General features: G+C 67.8%; 13 protein-coding genes. 9 read left to right on the top strand and 4 right to left on the bottom strand.

Annotated features, from left to right (window positions below; translation table 11 throughout):
• The first annotated feature begins 28 nt into the window (after positions 1-28).
• From TabM4_RS15635 to TabM4_RS15625, 3 genes are read left to right on the top strand one after another with little or no spacing between them, the layout of a single operon-like run.
• Complete coding sequence (locus TabM4_RS15635) at positions 29-904, top strand: AAA family ATPase (RefSeq protein WP_434614357.1); 876 nt, start codon at positions 29-31, stop codon at positions 902-904.
• Positions 901-2,076, top strand: coding sequence for a vWA domain-containing protein (locus TabM4_RS15630; RefSeq protein WP_434614354.1), 1,176 nt, complete (start codon positions 901-903; stop codon positions 2,074-2,076). Before TabM4_RS15635 ends, TabM4_RS15630 begins: the two co-directional genes overlap by 4 nt.
• Positions 2,073-2,915 carry an XdhC family protein gene (locus TabM4_RS15625; RefSeq protein ID WP_434614351.1) on the top strand — a complete coding sequence of 281 codons (843 nt, stop codon included), beginning with the start codon at positions 2,073-2,075 and terminating at the stop codon, positions 2,913-2,915. Before TabM4_RS15630 ends, TabM4_RS15625 begins: the two co-directional genes overlap by 4 nt.
• Positions 2,916-3,024: 109 nt before the next feature.
• On the opposite strand, the gene TabM4_RS15620 is transcribed toward TabM4_RS15625, so the two are convergent.
• From TabM4_RS15620 to TabM4_RS15605, 4 genes are read right to left on the bottom strand one after another with little or no spacing between them, the layout of a single operon-like run.
• Positions 3,025-3,804 (bottom strand): heme ABC transporter ATP-binding protein, encoded by a 780-nt coding sequence (locus TabM4_RS15620; protein ID WP_434614348.1) that lies wholly within the window; start codon positions 3,802-3,804, stop codon positions 3,025-3,027.
• 3 nt (positions 3,805-3,807) lie between these two features.
• On the bottom strand, positions 3,808-4,866 hold the full coding sequence (locus tag TabM4_RS15615) for a FecCD family ABC transporter permease (protein ID WP_434614345.1): 1,059 nt from the start codon (positions 4,864-4,866) through the stop codon (positions 3,808-3,810).
• 3 nt (positions 4,867-4,869) lie between these two features.
• A complete protein-coding gene (locus TabM4_RS15610) occupies positions 4,870-5,706 on the bottom strand; it encodes a heme/hemin ABC transporter substrate-binding protein (protein WP_434614342.1) in 837 nt (278 codons plus the stop codon).
• Positions 5,703-6,755, bottom strand: coding sequence for a hemin-degrading factor (locus TabM4_RS15605; protein ID WP_434614339.1), 1,053 nt, complete (start codon positions 6,753-6,755; stop codon positions 5,703-5,705). Before TabM4_RS15605 ends, TabM4_RS15610 begins: the two co-directional genes overlap by 4 nt.
• A gap of 221 nt (positions 6,756-6,976) precedes the next feature.
• Here TabM4_RS15605 and TabM4_RS15600 point away from each other — a divergent pair, with 221 nt between their 5' ends.
• The 6 genes from TabM4_RS15600 (at position 6,977) to TabM4_RS15575 (ending at position 15,119) form a co-directional block, all read left to right on the top strand.
• Positions 6,977-9,079 (top strand): TonB-dependent receptor domain-containing protein, encoded by a 2,103-nt coding sequence (locus tag TabM4_RS15600; RefSeq protein ID WP_434614336.1) that lies wholly within the window; start codon positions 6,977-6,979, stop codon positions 9,077-9,079.
• Positions 9,079-9,843, top strand: coding sequence for a tonB-system energizer ExbB (gene exbB, locus TabM4_RS15595; RefSeq protein WP_434614333.1), 765 nt, complete (start codon positions 9,079-9,081; stop codon positions 9,841-9,843). Before TabM4_RS15600 ends, exbB begins: the two co-directional genes overlap by 1 nt.
• Complete coding sequence (locus tag TabM4_RS15590) at positions 9,840-10,262, top strand: biopolymer transporter ExbD (RefSeq protein WP_434614330.1); 423 nt, start codon at positions 9,840-9,842, stop codon at positions 10,260-10,262. The genes exbB and TabM4_RS15590 overlap by 4 nt, the downstream gene beginning before the upstream one ends.
• Positions 10,259-11,107 carry an energy transducer TonB gene (locus TabM4_RS15585; RefSeq protein WP_434614327.1) on the top strand — a complete coding sequence of 283 codons (849 nt, stop codon included), beginning with the start codon at positions 10,259-10,261 and terminating at the stop codon, positions 11,105-11,107. The genes TabM4_RS15590 and TabM4_RS15585 overlap by 4 nt, the downstream gene beginning before the upstream one ends.
• An 86-nt stretch (positions 11,108-11,193) precedes the next feature.
• Entirely contained in the window at positions 11,194-13,356 is a 2,163-nt protein-coding gene (locus TabM4_RS15580; protein ID WP_434614324.1) for an HAD-IA family hydrolase, read from the top strand.
• The gene (locus TabM4_RS15575) at positions 13,353-15,119 is read left to right on the top strand and encodes a glycosyltransferase family 4 protein (RefSeq protein WP_434614321.1); all 1,767 of its coding nucleotides are present in this window, start codon (positions 13,353-13,355) and stop codon (positions 15,117-15,119) included. The genes TabM4_RS15580 and TabM4_RS15575 overlap by 4 nt, the downstream gene beginning before the upstream one ends.

Here is a 15,119-nt window from a genome sequence, read left to right as displayed (position 1 = left end):
CACCCCGCCTTGCGCAGCGGAAAGACAGATGACAGGCGCAACCGTTCAATCCGGCCTTTCTGCCCAAGGCTATGTCGCCTCGCCCGATCTGGCGATGGCGCTGCATCTGTCCTTGGCGCTGGGGCGGCCGCTGCTCTTGGAAGGGGCGGCGGGGGTGGGGAAGACGGAGGTCGCCCGCGCCCTGGCGGCTTGGAAGGGCTGCGAATTGATCCGGCTGCAATGCTATGAGGGGCTGGACGCGGCGCAGGCCATCTATGAGTGGAACTATCAGCGGCAGCTCTTGGCGATCCGGGCACTGGCCGAGGGGGGCGAGACGGGAAGCGCGGTGGAGGCGCGGCTGTTTTCCGAAGCCTATCTGCTGGAGCGGCCCCTTCTGCGGGCGATCCGGCAGCCGGTGGCCCCTGTCCTGCTGATCGACGAGATCGACCGGGCGGATGAGGAATTCGAGGCTTATCTGCTGGAGGTGCTGGCCGATTTCCAGATCACCATTCCCGAGATGGGAACGGTCCGCGCCGTGACGCGGCCCATGGTCATTCTGACGGCGAACGGCACGCGCGACCTGTCGGATGCGCTGCGGCGGCGGTGCCTTTATGCGCATGTGGACTATCCCGACCGGGCGACGGAACTGGCGATCCTTCAGGCGCGCTGTCCGCAGGTGGAGGCGGCCTTGGGGGCGCAGATCGTTGGCTTCGTGCAGGACTTGCGGAAGGAGGCGCTGGAGAAGAAGCCCGGCGTGGCGGAGATGCTGGATTTCGCGGCGGCGCTGGCGGGGCTGGGGATTGCGGATCTGACGGAGGATGCCGCGGTGTTGCAGGCTGCGCTGGCGACATTGCTCAAGACGCAAGGGGACCGGGCGGCGATCACGACCGAAGTGGCGCTGCGTCTGGCGGGGAGGGCGGCATGAGGGGGCGCGTCACCCGCTTTGCCGCGCGGGATGCGGGGCCTTCGGCGCGGGTGGTGGGGTTCATGGCGCATCTGCGGGAGAAAGGGTTCCGGCTGGGGATCGGTGAGGCGGAACTGGCGCTGGCGGCCTTGGCCGAGGCCGGGGTGGAGGAGGCGGCGGTGCGGCGGGCGCTGAAGGCGGTGGCCTGCGGCTGTGCCGAGGATTGGGCGCGGTTCGACGCGGTGTTCGACGCCTATTGGCGCAATGGCGGGCGGGTGCGGAGCCGGGCGGTGCCTGCGGGCACGCCGCCTGCGGCGCGGTCGGCCATGGTGGGCGAAGCTGCCTCTGGCAGCGGGGACGCCCCTGCGCCGGGGAGGGACGCCGTGGGCGAGGGGGACGCGGAGGGCGATGGCGAGGGGCGGCTGATCGCGACGGCGGCGCTGAACCTGCGGCGCAAGGACCTGCGCGAGGTCGTCTCGCCCGAGGATATCCGGCAGGCGGAGGCGGTGGCGCGGGCCTTGGGGCAGGCGCTGCGCGACCGCCGCTCGCGGCGGCGCAAGGCGGCGCGGCGGGGCGCGGCGCTGGACCTGCGGCGGACGATCCGCGCCTCGGTCGGGACCGGGGGGGAGCCTGTGCGCCTGATGCGGCGCAGGCGGCCGGAGCGGCCGGTGAAGATCGCGCTTCTGGTGGATGTGTCGGGGTCGATGGTGCCCTATGCGCGGGCCTTCCTTGCCTTCATGGCGGGGCTGATGCGGGGGTACGGGGCGGCGGATGCCTATCTGTTCCATACGCGTCTGGTGCGGGTGACCGAGGCGCTGCGCGAGGAGGATCCCTTGCGGATGCTGAACCGGATCACGCTGCTGGCGGAGGGGTTCGGCGGGGGCAGCCGGATCGGCGCGGCGCTGGCGCAGTTCGCGGCCACCCATGCGCGGCGGTTCGTGGATGGGCGGACGGTGGTGATGATCCTGTCGGATGGCTATGACAGCGGGTCGTCCGAGGAACTGGCCGAAGCGATGGCGCGACTGGCGCGGCGGGGGTGCCGGATCGTGTGGCTCAATCCGTTGAAGGGGTGGCGCGATTACGCGCCGGTGGCGGCGGGGATGGCGGCGGCGCTGCCATATCTCGACCTGTTTGCCCCGGCAGGGACGCTGGACGATCTGGCGGCGCTGGAGAAGGAGTTGGCACGGCTATGATCACCGCACGTTTCGAGGACCGTTTCGAAAGCCGCCTGTCCAGCCTGCGGGCGACGGGCGAGGCCTTTGCCATCGCCACCGTCGTGCGCACGGTGGATGCGACGAGCGCGAAGCCGGGGGCGAAGGCGATCGTCCTTGCGGATGGCACGATTGCCGAGGGTTGGATAGGCGGCGGTTGCGCGCGGTCGGCAGTGGGCAAGGCCGGGATGGCGGCGATCAGGGCGGGGCGGCCGCAGTTCATCTCGTTGCGGCCCGAAGAATTGCTGGCGGCCGAGGGTGTGGTGCCGGGGGAGGAACGGGCGGGGGTGCGCTTTGCCCGGAACGGCTGCCCGTCGAAAGGGTCGATGGATATCTTCGTGGAGCCGGTACTGCCGCGGCCGCGGCTGGTGGTCTTTGGCGCGGGGCCGGTGGCGATGGCGCTGGCGGATCTGGCGGGGCGGTTCGACATGCATCGGGTGCTGGCCGCGCCGGGGCTGGGGCTGGGGATTGCCGACGGCGTGGCGGACCAGGTGCAAGACGGGTTCGCGCTCGAGGCGGGGGCTGCGGGGCAGCGTTTCGTCGTTGTGGCCACGCAGGGGCGTGGCGACGAGGCGGGGTTGCGGGCGGCGCTGGCCAGTGGTGCGGAATATGTGGCCTTTGTCGGGTCGCGGCGGAAACTCGCGACGTTGGCGGCGCGGTTGCGGGCGGATGGGGTGGAGGAGGCGGCGCTGGCGCGGGTGAAGGCGCCTGCCGGGCTGGATATCCATGCGATCACGCCGGAGGAGATCGCGCTGTCGATCCTTGCGGAGATCACAATGCGGCGGCGGGCCGGAGAGCGGGAGGGCGGCGCGAATGGCTGAGGCGGTTAAGGTGGCGAAGCCGGGGCTGCTGGGGCGGTTGTTCCCGCCCCTGACGGCGGAACAGGTGGCGGTGCTGGCGCAGGTGAAGCTGCCCTGCTGCTGAGGCCGGTCAGGTGCCGGCCATCTGAGGCAGGAGCCAAGCGCCTTGGTCGGGGCTGCGGCGCGTGCGGATGGGGCAGCGATAGGCGCGGGTGAGGAGGTCGTCGGTCAGCACATCGTCCGGCGTGCCCGAGGCCAGAAGGCAGCCTTGCGAAAGGAGCAGCACGCGGTCGGCCACCATGGCGGTGAGGTTGAGGTCATGCAGCACGGCGATCACGCCGCCGCCTTCCGTGGCGAATCGGCGGGCGCGGTGCATGACCATGAGTTGATGCGCGATGTCGAGGCTGCTGACCGGTTCGTCGAGGAAGAGCCAGACAGGACCCTGCGCCGTGGTGGCACGGCGGGCCTGTGCGAGGATGCGGGCGAAGTGGACGCGCTGCGCCTCACCCCCCGAAAGGGCGTGATAGGGGCGGTGGGCCATGCCGGGAAGATCGACCTCTGACAGGAGGCGGTCGGTCAGGCCGGGGGGGATGGGTCCGGGAGTGGCTTCGATCCCGAGGCGGATGAGTTCGGCCACGGTGAAGGGGAAGGCAACGGGCGTGTGCTGTGTGAGGACGGCACGGCGCGCGGCGAGGGCGCGCGGGGAGAGGGAGTGCAGTGCGTCGCCGTTCAGGTGGATGCTGCCGTGATCGGGTGACAGGTCGCCGGTCAGGGCCGCGAGCAGGGTGGATTTGCCTGCACCGTTTGGGCCGATGATAACGGTCACTTCGCCCGGATGGGCGGTGAGGGTGATGTCGGAGAGGATCTCGCGGCGGTCGCGGGTGAGGGTCAGGGATTGGGCGTGGAGCATGTGTCAGATCCCGGAAAGGCCCTTCCGGCGCAGAAGAATCCAGAGAAAGACCGGCGCGCCGAGGGAGGCGGTGACGATGCCGATGGGCAGTTCTGCCGGGGCGGTGATGGTGCGGGCGATCATGTCGGCCCCGATCAGGAGCGTGCCGCCGAGGAGCGCCGCATTGGGCAGGAGGGCGCGGTGGTCCGAACCGGTGGCCAGCCGCAGGAGGTGGGGCACGACGATGCCGATAAAACCGATGCCGCCCGCGATGGCGGTGGCAGCCCCGGCTGCTGCTGCGGTGCCGAGGATGGCGAGCCGTTTGATGCGTTCGACGGCGATGCCCATATGGGCGGCCTGCACCTCGCCCAACGCCAGCGCGTTGAGGGCGTGGGCGAGGAAGGGGGCGAGGAGCAGGACCGGCAGTATCAGCGGGAGGGCGGTCATGATCTTGGCCCAGCTAGCGCCTGCGAGCGAGCCCATCGACCAGAAGGTGAGGTCGCGCAACTGCTGGTCGTTGGCGAGATAGGTCAGGATGCCGGTCGCGGCCCCGGCGATGGCGCCGAGGGCGATGCCCGCAAGAAGGAGGGTGGCGATGGAGGTGGCGCCACCAGAGGCGGCGACGCGCGTGAGGATCAGCGTGGCAGTCCAGCCGCCGAGAAATGCCGCGAAGGGCACGAGATGGCCACCGATGAGGGCAGCGAGTGCCGGGGGCAGAAGGCCGCCCAGAACGATGGCCAGCACCGCGCCGAGGCCTGCCCCCGCCCCTACGCCGACGATGCCCGGATCGGCCAGCGGGTTGCGGAACAGGCCCTGCATCAGCGCCCCCGCCGCGGCCAGCGCCGCGCCGACCACCAGGCCCATGGCAAGGCGGGGAAGGCGGATGTCGTAGAGGACCAGCCTTTCGGCCCGGGTCAGCGGCTCGGCCCCGACGAGGGCGGAGAGGAGGCGCGCGGGCGGCAGGCCCGCCGCGCCCGTGCCCAGAGAAAGGAGCGACACCCCTGCCAGCAGGGCGGCAAGGAGGAGTGTCACATGCAGCGGGTTGGGGCGTCTGCCTTCGCCTGCATGGGGAAGCGCGACCATGGATCAGCCTGTCGTCGGATAGAGCAGGGCGTGAAGATCGGCCGCGGCCTCTGGGGTGCGCGGACCGAAGCCCAGCAGGAGGAGGCCGTCCATCCGGAGGATGACGCCGTTTCGGGCTGCAGGGGTTTGCGACAGGGCGGGGTGGTTCAGGACATCGTCCTTCGCGATGGCGAGATCGCCTTCACGGTCCATCATCAGGATCACCTCGGGGGCGGCGGCGATGACGGCCTCGTCCGTGATCTGCTTGTATCCCTGAAAGCCCGTGCCCGCGTTGATGCCCCCGGCCAGCCGAATGATGCTTTCGGCGGAGGAGCCTTCGCCGCCCGCCATGATCCGCCCGCCTTGCAGGGACAGGATGAAGAGCACGCGTTTCGGCGTGGTGACGGAGGCGGCGCGGAGCTTGGCCTTGGCCAGCCCCTCGGCGGTTCGCGCGGCGAGGGCCTTGCCTTCCTCGGGCAGGTCGAGGGCCTGCGCCACGGTTTCGATCTTGGCGATCAGGCCTTCGGGCGAGGTGTCTGGGCCTGCGGCGATGAAGGGGATGCCTGCGGCCTGCAAGACATCCAGCGCCTCGGGCGGGCCCGCGCCGTCTTCGGACAGGATCAGGTCGGGGGCGAGGGCGAGGACGCCCTCGGGCGAGAGGGCGCGGAAATAGCCGACATCGGGAAGGGAAGTCACCTCGGGCGGGTAGGTGGAGGTGGTGTCGCGGGCGATGAGCCTGTCCTGCGCGCCAAGGGCCACGGCGATTTCCGTGACGGAGCCACCAAGCGTGAGCACGCGCTGCGCCGGATCGGCAAGGGCGGGGCTTGCGAAGAGGGAGAGGAGGGCGAGAGCGCGGATCATGCGGGCACCTCTTCCAGAGCGGGGAGGGTGGCGGTGAAGGCGTTCCATGCGGTCGGGGGCGCGTCCTTGCGATAGCCGAAGATCTGCAGGATCAGGCTGCCATCGGCATCGAAGGCCTCGACGCTTATGGCGTCACCGGTGCGGGTGGGTTTGCGGACGCGCCAGACTTCCGCGATGTGGTCGATGCGGAGGTGAAGGTTGAAGCGCGGGTCCATGACGTTGATCCAAGGGCCCATTGGGACGACCTTGGCGATGGGGCCGCCGTGGATCTGGATGCAGCCGGAATTGCCCACGAAGATCATCAGGGGGATGCCGCCATCCGCGGCGGCATGCAGGGCGCGGGTAATGCCATCCTTTGCCACCCGGTCGGCGCGCGGGCTGCCTGCAAGGCGATAGGCGCCGAGACGGTTCATCTTGAGGCGGCGGGTGAGGGTGTTGAACTGGTGCGTGTCGGTCATGGCGTCCCAGTCGCGGCGCAGGTCATCGGCGCGGGCGGGGTTGCCCTTAGGGCCTTCGGGCGGGGTGCGGGGCGAGAGAGTCATGGTCTGGGATTGGTCAGGCAGGCCGAGGGCGGCAGCGAGAGCGTCGAAGGCTGCCGCGTCGGATTCGGGTTTCAGGTGGACCTTGTGGACAGCATCCCCGGCGGCATCGAAGATCTGCAGGCTGCGTTTCGGGCCGTCTTCGCCCGGTTCCATCACGGCGAAGGCGTGTTTCCAGTGGGCGGGGAAAATGCGCAGGTCGATTTCCGGATCCAGCACCATCGCGGCATGGGGGCCGGAGCGATAGTCGGAATAGATGCCGCGCCGTTCATGCACGCAGGAGGCATTGCGGGTGAGGGCCATGACATCGCCCAGATCGCGGATCAGGGGGAACAGACGGTCGGGCGTCGCGTCGATCGCGACTGCACCATGGCCGACATGGGCGGCGACGAGCTGGGCCTCGGTCAGGCCATGGGCATGGGCGAAGTCGCGGGCGCGGGCTTTGGCGTTTTCGACGCGCAGGGCACGGATCGCGGCGGGGGAAAGCGGAAGGGATTGGCCGAGGGCCATGACGATGCTCCGGTTCGGAATGGGGCGCGTCTGGCGGGCGGCAGGGCCTGTGCTGGTGCGCGGCGGTCAGTAACAGCGATACTTGACAGTTACAGTCAGCTTTTCTAGAAGCCATTTCCTGACAGATCAAGTCGGAATTTCCGGCCTGACGCCAGCCAAGCGACCCTGATGCCTGATCGCCCGGCCAGCCCTGCAAGAAAACAAGCAAAAAGGGGTGATCCATGGCTATCCGTTCGCGCGCTTTCCGGGCGCAACTTCTGTGTTCCGTTCCCTTGATCCTGATCTGCGCAGGGCCCGTTGCCGCACAGGAGGGCGACGGGTTCTTCCAGATGCTGGGCCGCATCATCCTTGGTGCGGGCACCGCGAAAGTGGCAATCGAGACACCGCAGGCGGTCAGCACCATCGAGTCGGCCGAACTGGAACGCGACCAGCCCGACACGCTGGCCGATCTGTTCAAAGCGATACCGGGCGTGCAGGGCGCGGGGGCATCGGCGCGGGCGCTGGGGCAGGCCTTCAACATCCGGGGAATCGGCAACAGCGAGCAGACGGCATCGGAGGCGCGGATCATCGTGTCGGTGGATGGCGCACCCAAGTTCTATGAGAGCTATCGGATGGGGTCCTTCTTCGGCGATCTGGACCTTTACAAGAGGGTGGAGGTGCTGCGCGGACCGGCCTCTTCGACGCTGTACGGTTCGGGGGCGATCGGGGGTGCGGTGAATTTCACCACCAAGGATGCGGGCGACTATCTGCAGGAGGGTGAGACGCAGGCCTTCCGCTTCTCCAGCGGGTATGAGTCGAACGGCGGTGGCCTGAAATTCGGTATCCTTTCGGCGACGCGGATTGGCGATGCGGAATATCTGGCGGCCTTCAACACCACCCGGTCGGGCGACCGGACGGATGGGAATGGCGCTGTGCTTGCCGGCACGGCCTATGAGGGGTGGTCGGGCCTTCTAAAGGGGAAATGGGCCTTCGGTGCGGAGGGGGAGCAGAGCCTGACCTTCTCGCTTTCCCGGACGGACAGCGATCTGGAGAATACGCCCGTCGCCCAGACGGGCGGGGCGGCGGTGATCGGGTCCTTCGGGCTGCATGACATGCATGCGGTGGATGATACGGTCACGCTGACCTACAGGAATGAATTCCGGGACAACCCGCTGTTCGATCTGACGGCGCAGGTCTCCTACACGGATACCTCGGTCGAGAAGAGCGGTTTCTCGATGGGGGCGATGTGCGGGGTGGGCACCTTGCAGGTGCTTTGCGACAGCACCTACGGCTATGCGACGACCACACTGAAGGTGGAGAATACCGCCGATCTGAGCGGGGGCGGGTGGGAGAATTACCTGACCTTCGGGGTGCAGGTGATGGAGCAGGAACGCACTGCGAGCTCGTCCCTTGGGGCTTTGGGGTTCCATCCGGGGGGAACGGACAGCCGGATCGGGGCCTATGTGCAGGGGGAGTTCACCTTTGCCGAGCGGTTGACGATCATCCCCGGTGTTCGCGTGGACTTCGGCGAGCAGGTGCCGAACGCGGCCAGCGCGGCGGCGGGGGGCGTGGCGCAGGAGGGAACCGCCGTCTCGCCCAAGATCGCTGCGATGTATGAGGTGAGCGACAGCTTCGCCGTCTTCGGCTCGCTGGCGCGGACGGAACGGATGCCCACGCTGGACGAGCTTTACTCGACCCAGGCGGCGGGGGCCTTGCCCGCGCGGACGGTGAGCCTGAATCTGGACAAGGAAAGCGCGGATACGGTGGAGCTTGGCTTTACCCTGCAGCGCGAGGGGCTGCTGGCCGAGGACGACAGCTTCCAGATGAAGGTCACGGCTTTCCACAACGACGTGACGAACATGATCGCGGTGACCCCGCGCGTGGCGGGGGGACCGGCGGTTCCGTATTTCTCGAACATTGCGTCGGCGAAGCTGTGGGGGGCCGAAATCGAGGCTGCCTATGAGGCGGAGCGGTGGTTCGCGCAACTGGCCTATAGCCATGTGAAGACACAGGACGGATCGACGGGGCGGACGCTGGCCGACACGCCTGCGGAGAACGTGGTCCTGACAGTGGGGGCCAAGCTGCCGGAGCAGGCGCTGACCGTGGGGTGGCGGGCGAGCTATTTCGACGGGATCACCACATCCTCGGCGACCACCAGCGCGCCATCCTATGACACGCATGATGTCTTTCTGACATGGGCCCCGGAGGAGGGGGCGTTGGCCGGGCTGGAGGTGAACCTGTCGGTCGAGAACGTCTTCGACCAGACCTACCGGAACAATCTGGCGCTGGATAATGCAGTCGGTCGGAATGCGAAGCTGTCCGTTGCGAAGCGGATCGCGTTCTGATGCGGCGGGCGTGGGTCTTTGTGGCGCTGCTGCCGGGGGCGACCCTCGCGCAGGAGGGGGCACAGGACGCCCCCCCGGTGCCGCTGCATGCGCCGGTTCCGGTGGTGGAGATGATGGCCGCCGCCCATTGGGTGGTGCAACTGGTGAGCCTGATCCTTGGGCTGGGGCTGTTCGCTGTGGTGACGATCCTGATCTTCAAGTTGGGTGAGTTGTGGCTGGCCGGGCATCGGCTGCGCATGAGCCTTGCCGCCGTAGCCGGGGCAGGAACGCTGGAGGAGGCGGGGCAGCGGCTGGGTGGGCGGCGCTGCGTGGGCGCGGGCATGGCGCGGGCGGCGGTGGATGAGTTTTCTCTTTCGTTTCAGATGGTTGCGCAAGCCGGATCTGCGGGCGTGAAGGAGCGGGTGCGGGCGCGGCTGGAGCGGATTGCGGGTGGAGCCTCGGCGCGGTTGCGGCGGGGGACGGGGGTGCTGGCCACGGTGGCGGCGACGGCGCCCTTCATCGGGCTGTTCGGGACGGTCTGGGGGATCATGTCCTCTTTCCTTGCGATCAGCGCCGAGGGGACGACGAACCTTGCCGTTGTCGCGCCGGGGATTGCAGAGGCGCTGCTGGTGACGGGGTTCGGGCTGGTGGCGGCGATTCCGGCGGTGGTGGTCTATAACTGGGTGCAGCGGCGGATCGCGGCGCTGCGGCAGGGGATGGCGGATATGGCTGTGGCCCTGGAGGTGCTTCTGTCGCGCGATCTGGACCGGAGGGCCGCGCGATGAGTGCCGGGTTGCCGCGCGAGGGGGAGGAGGATGAGGTGGCGGCCGAGATCAACGTCACGCCCTTCATCGACGTGATGCTTGTTTTGTTGATCGTTTTCATGGTGGCGGCCCCGCTTTCGACGGTGGATGTGCCGGTGACGCTGCCCACCAGTTCCGCCGCACCTGCAGAGCGTCCGGCAGATCCGATCTGGCTGACGGTGACGGCGCAGGGGGCTTGGTCGGTGGGGGATGTCGAGGTCGCGCCGGAGGGTCTGGCCGCCGCGCTGCAGGTGGCGAGCGGCGGGGATCGGGAGCGGGCGGTTCTGATCCGGGGGGATGCGGCCTTGCCTTATGGCGAGGTTATGACGGTGCTGGATGCGCTGCGGGAGGCGGGGTTCCTGAAGGTGGCGCTGGTGGGCAAGGAGGCCGCTGGCGGATGAGCGGGGGGCGGGATCTGGCGGGGTGGATGGGGGCCGGGATGATGGCGGCGGGGCTGTTTGCCGGGGTGGCGGCGGCGGCGATGCGGCCGCCGGAGGTGGGGCAAGGCGCGCTGCCGGAGAATGCGGTTGCGTTGGACCTTTCGGTGGGTGTGGTGGCCATGGCGGAGGTTTTGCCCTCGGTGCCGCCAGTGCCGCAAACCGTACCGCAAACTGTACATACGCAGGCACCGCCAGCGCCCGTGATGGATGAGGCCCCGCGCCTTCCTCCCCCCGACCCTGCGCCGGTGGTGGAACGGGTGGCGATGCCCCATATCACCCCGGAGCCGTCGCTGATGCTGCCTTTGGCAGAGGCGCCACCGGTGGCAGCGGCACCGCCGCCGCAGATGGAGGAAGCGCCGCTTGATCTGGCAGAGAGCCCGCGCCCGCGTTCGCGGCCTGAGCCGGTAGCGGCACCGAGAGTAGAGCAAGAGCCGCCGGTCGAGCCGAAACCCGAGGAGGCTGAGGCGGCACCGGCCCGTGCGGCGCAGGCGGCGGGAGCCCAGCAGGCTGCGCAGCCTGCGCAGAAGCGGCGCGAGGCTGGGGGGCGCGAGGCGGCACGCTATGGGGATGTGGTGATGCGCCAGATCGCGCGGTCGCCCAGAGTGCGGGCACCGGAGCGGGGCGTGGTGACGGTGGGATTCGAGATCGGCGCGGATGGCGGCTTGCTGCGGGTGGCGGTCGTCGCATCGTCGGGTTCGGCGGCACTGGATCAGGTTGCCATGGACCATATCCGCCGCGCCGCGCCCTTCCCGCCGCCGCCCGAGGGTGCGCGGACGCGGTTCGGGTTCGAATTCGAGGGGAGGTAGGCGGCGGCAGGGTGGTCCTTGCCCCTTGAACCCGCGTCGATTTTGATTAGGGTCACACGCATTGACTGTTCTTGTGCGAGTGCCGCGTGTTGCGCGATCTTATCAGATCCGGCCTTGGCCGGATGTTTCCGGACCGGATGAATGCCGGTCAGGCGCGCCGGGTGGCGGCGGCGCTTTGGCGCGATGGAAGCGTCTTTTCCAATCCCGAAGACATATTCGACGAGCTGTTGCGGCATGAGCTGATCAGCTTCGATCTGTTCGACACGGTCGTGCGGCGACGCGTGCCGCTGGAGGTGGTGCATCGCCGGACGGCAGAGTTCGGCGAGGCGCATTTTCGGGGGGATGCCGGGCCGCTGCCCGCCGGATTGCTCTATGGGGCGCGGCACAGATTGCAGGCCGAGGTCAAGGCCCGTGGGCTTCAGCCCGGCAAGCGCAACGAGGTGCGGCTTGTCGATGTGTTTGACGCCGCGCTTCGCCCCCATGTGGCCGAAGCGGTGCGGCGCAGGGGCATAGTGAAGGCACTTGTCGCCTTTGAGGTGGAGACGGAGATCGCCGTTCTGGAAGTGGACCCGAGGGTCCGGTCCGTGATCGAGCGGCTGCGGGATGCGGGGCGCAAGGTGATCCTCGTCTCGGACATGTATCTGGATGCCGCAGACATGGAGAATATCCTGACGGCGCTTGATATCCGGCGGCTGTTCGACAGGGTCTTCGTTTCGGCAACGGTGGGTGTCACCAAGGCGAGCGGTCTGCTGTTCGAACGGGTGACCGACGAGATGGGCGTGCCTGCGAAGCGCTGCATTCATCTGGGCGACAACGGGCATAGCGACGTGACTCAGGCACGCAGCCGGGGCTGGCATGCGCGGCATTTCGTGGATGCGGAGCGCGAGGCCGAGCGCATCCGCCGGGAGTTGGACCTGATGAGCGGCCCCGTCGCGGAGGCGCAGGCCTTTCGTGCCACGATGGAGGAATTCTGCGGCGATGCGCGTCCTGACCTGCGTCACCTGACAGCGGCGGCCTTTTCCGTCTTTGCCCGCGAGGTGCTGCGCGAGGCGGTGCGGGGCGGATATGACCGGGTGCTCTACCTGACCCGCGACGGTACGCGGTTCCGCTGGATTGCCGAGGACTGGATTGCCGGAACCGCGGGCCTGCGAAAGGCCGATTTGCCCCCGTTGCAGGAATTCGCCTTCAGCCGGAGGGCGGGCATCCTGCTGAACTACCCGGAAATGACCGATCCGGACTGGCAGGGCTACCTGACCTGGACGGTGGGATGGTTGAACGGCACGCCGCTTTCGATCCGGACGATCATGCGGTGTTTTGCGGTTTCGCCTGCCGAACTTGCAGGACTGACGCCCGAGCGGCGGGCTGAGGTAGAGGGCTATCTTCAGGGGGACGATCCGGCCACCGATCTGGGTTTCGACCGTCTACTGCAAAGGCCGGACCTGCTGGAGCCGCTGCATGGCGCATTGCTGGCCAAGCGGGAGCGGATCATCGCCTATCTCGACCAGATCGGACTGTTCGACCGTGCGGAGAAGCTTCTGCTTGTCGATCTGGGCTACTCGGGGACGGCGGCCAAGGCGATTTCCGAACATCTCTGGCGGCGTGAGAGGCAGGGGAGGCCCGCGGCCTCGCGCATGACGATGATGCTTTTGGCGGCGAACAGGTTCCATCGGCACAATCTGAAGGAGATGCATCCGCGCATCGAGTTGCGGCAGGGCTCTTTGATCCGGACGGATCGGTGGCGGGACCGTGCGGCAGCGGCGAATTTCTCGTGGCTGGAACCCTTTGCGGTGGATCGAAGCCGGGGAAGCCTGAGAGACTTCCGGAAGGGTCCGGGCGGCTGGGTCCCGGTCTTCGGGCCGGGAGAGGCGGGGGGCGACCCCGCCCGTGCGCGCGAAGTCGCGCGGCAGGACGAAGAGATGAAGGTTGCGGTCGCCTCCTATCACGCTGCGCTGCGCTGCGGTCTTCTCAGCGTGGCGGAGGTGGATCGCCGTGTCGTCAAGGCGTGGATCGCGCGGGTGATCCATCCCGATGCCAGAGCGGTGGCTGAAGTGGAGGCGCGGCAGCATCACGGGGGTCTTGCGGAGGTGCGGCTGGAATCCCCGGTCGACCGGATCGATCCGCGCCACCTGTTGCCAGAGATCCAGCGTTGCCTGACCTCGGATCGCTGGATTCAGGGAAGCCTGACGCGCAGCCGTTTGCGGCTGATCACGCCATTCGTGAATCCGATACTCGCAAGTGAGTTGCAATGAAGATCCTGATCTACAACTGGGTGCAGTTCGACAACCCGCATCTCGCGGGGGGCGGGGTGACCGTCTATCTGCAGAACGTCATCGAGGAATTGCTGCGACGGGATGGCGTCGAGGTCTATTTCCTGTCCTCGGGGCACCGCTATGGGCTGATAGACCGGCGGCCAAAGATCAGGCCTACGCCGAATGCGATGAACCATCCGCGGCTGAAGACGTTCACCCTCTGGAATTCGCCCGTCAAGGCGCCGGCGCATGATGCCTTTTATGCCATCGACACATGGCGCAATGACAAGGTGACGGTGAAACTGATCGAACGCTTCCTGCGCCAGCACGGGCCGTTCGATGCGATGCATGTCCACAATCTGGAGGGCATCGGGGCGGGGGTCCTTTCGATGCCGTCAGGGGCGCATCTTAAGCGGCGGTTCTATACGGTGCACAACTACATGCCCGTCTGTCCGCAGATCGAGTTGCTGTATGACGGGCGCAAACCCTGTGTAGATTTTTCCGGCGGGCATCGCTGCGTCGGCTGTCTGGCGCATGAGAACCGGATGGAAGACCTGATCGCCATGCGGCGCGTGGGTGATTACATCGACTTCCAAGGTTTTGCAGGCCATCCCGTTGGCGGTTTCCTCTTCGACTCGCTCTCGGCCGGGCATTACATGTGGAAGGCGCTGCGCAACCTTTTCGTCGATGTGCGGCACGGGTTGCGCACGCGCTTTGCCCTGTGGAAGCGGCGGCCGCGCCCCGGACCGGGGGGGCGTTTCGACTGGCGCGCGACCTCGGGAACGCCAAGGCTGCCGCAGCATCCTCTGCATCGGCGGGAGCGGCTGGCGACGGCCTATCGGCTGTGGCGCGAGGAGAATGCGCTGGCGCTTGCCACGCGGATGGATGGGGTCTTTGCGGTGTCGGACGTGGCGCGCGAGGCGATGCTGCGCTTCATGCCGCCCGATGCGCGGATCGAAACGCTGCCGCTTCCCATCGACGTGGAACCGAATGCCGAGGAACGGGCGCGGCTGGAAGAGGTTCAATCCGCGCATGAGACGGTGACCCTGTCCTTCGTGGGATATGCCATCCCGTCGAAGGGCCTGCCCTTCCTGCTGGATGCCTTGGCCGAGATCGACGATCCCTTCTATCGCGAGAAGGTCGATCTGGTCATCGTCGCCAGTCTGGGCGGGCAGCGGGCGCGGCAGGTGGTGCAGTTGAAACCGCGGTTCCGGTCGATCACGCTGGTACCGCATTACCGGCGCGACCAGCTTGTACAGCTGGCTGAGCGGATTGACCTGAACATCGTGCCGTCGATCTGGTGGGAGACGTTCAATCAGGTGACGGTGGAACTGGGGCGGCTGGGCGTGCCGTCGCTGGTATCCTCGACGGTCGGGGCCAAGATGGTGCTGCCGCATCACGACCGTTTCGTCTTTGAAAGCGGGAACCCTGCCGATTTTCGGGCGAAACTGGACAAGCTGGTCAAGCATCCGGCGCTGCGGGCGAGCTTTCATGACCGCCCGCTGGCCATGCCCGCGATCCGCGAACATGTGGATCATCTGATGGGGGCCTATCTGGGCCGAGCGCTGCCCGCGCCGGATCGGGTGGCGGGCGCGGCGGACGGAAAGGGTGCAGCGAAGACAAGCGGGGCTGCGAAGAAATCAAGCAAGGAAAAGCTGTCGTCGGGAACAGGAGGCGGGGCAGGTGCGTTGGTTGTCAGGAAGAAGGGCGCTGCATCTGCGAAACGCAGGAACAGCCTTCCCATGACCACCGATGCGACCTGA

Source organism: Tabrizicola sp. M-4 (genome assembly GCF_051132405.1).
Lineage (GTDB): Bacteria > Pseudomonadota > Alphaproteobacteria > Rhodobacterales > Rhodobacteraceae > Paragemmobacter.
This window is presented reverse-complemented; position numbering and strand designations above follow the sequence as displayed.

Excerpts from the sequence above, each read along its gene's own strand:
- TabM4_RS15635 (WP_434614357.1), top strand. The coding sequence starts at position 29 with ATGACAGGCGCAACCGTTCAATCCGGCCTTTCTGCCCAAGGCTATGTC.
- TabM4_RS15630 (WP_434614354.1), top strand. The coding sequence starts at position 901 with ATGAGGGGGCGCGTCACCCGCTTTGCCGCGCGGGATGCGGGGCCTTCG.
- TabM4_RS15625 (WP_434614351.1), top strand. The coding sequence starts at position 2,073 with ATGATCACCGCACGTTTCGAGGACCGTTTCGAAAGCCGCCTGTCCAGC.
- TabM4_RS15620 (WP_434614348.1), bottom strand. The coding sequence starts at position 3,804 with ATGCTCCACGCCCAATCCCTGACCCTCACCCGCGACCGCCGCGAGATC.
- TabM4_RS15615 (WP_434614345.1), bottom strand. The coding sequence starts at position 4,866 with ATGGTCGCGCTTCCCCATGCAGGCGAAGGCAGACGCCCCAACCCGCTG.
- TabM4_RS15610 (WP_434614342.1), bottom strand. The coding sequence starts at position 5,706 with ATGATCCGCGCTCTCGCCCTCCTCTCCCTCTTCGCAAGCCCCGCCCTT.
- TabM4_RS15605 (WP_434614339.1), bottom strand. The coding sequence starts at position 6,755 with ATGGCCCTCGGCCAATCCCTTCCGCTTTCCCCCGCCGCGATCCGTGCC.
- TabM4_RS15600 (WP_434614336.1), top strand. The coding sequence starts at position 6,977 with ATGGCTATCCGTTCGCGCGCTTTCCGGGCGCAACTTCTGTGTTCCGTT.
- exbB (WP_434614333.1), top strand. The coding sequence starts at position 9,079 with ATGCGGCGGGCGTGGGTCTTTGTGGCGCTGCTGCCGGGGGCGACCCTC.
- TabM4_RS15590 (WP_434614330.1), top strand. The coding sequence starts at position 9,840 with ATGAGTGCCGGGTTGCCGCGCGAGGGGGAGGAGGATGAGGTGGCGGCC.
- TabM4_RS15585 (WP_434614327.1), top strand. The coding sequence starts at position 10,259 with ATGAGCGGGGGGCGGGATCTGGCGGGGTGGATGGGGGCCGGGATGATG.
- TabM4_RS15575 (WP_434614321.1), top strand. The coding sequence starts at position 13,353 with ATGAAGATCCTGATCTACAACTGGGTGCAGTTCGACAACCCGCATCTC.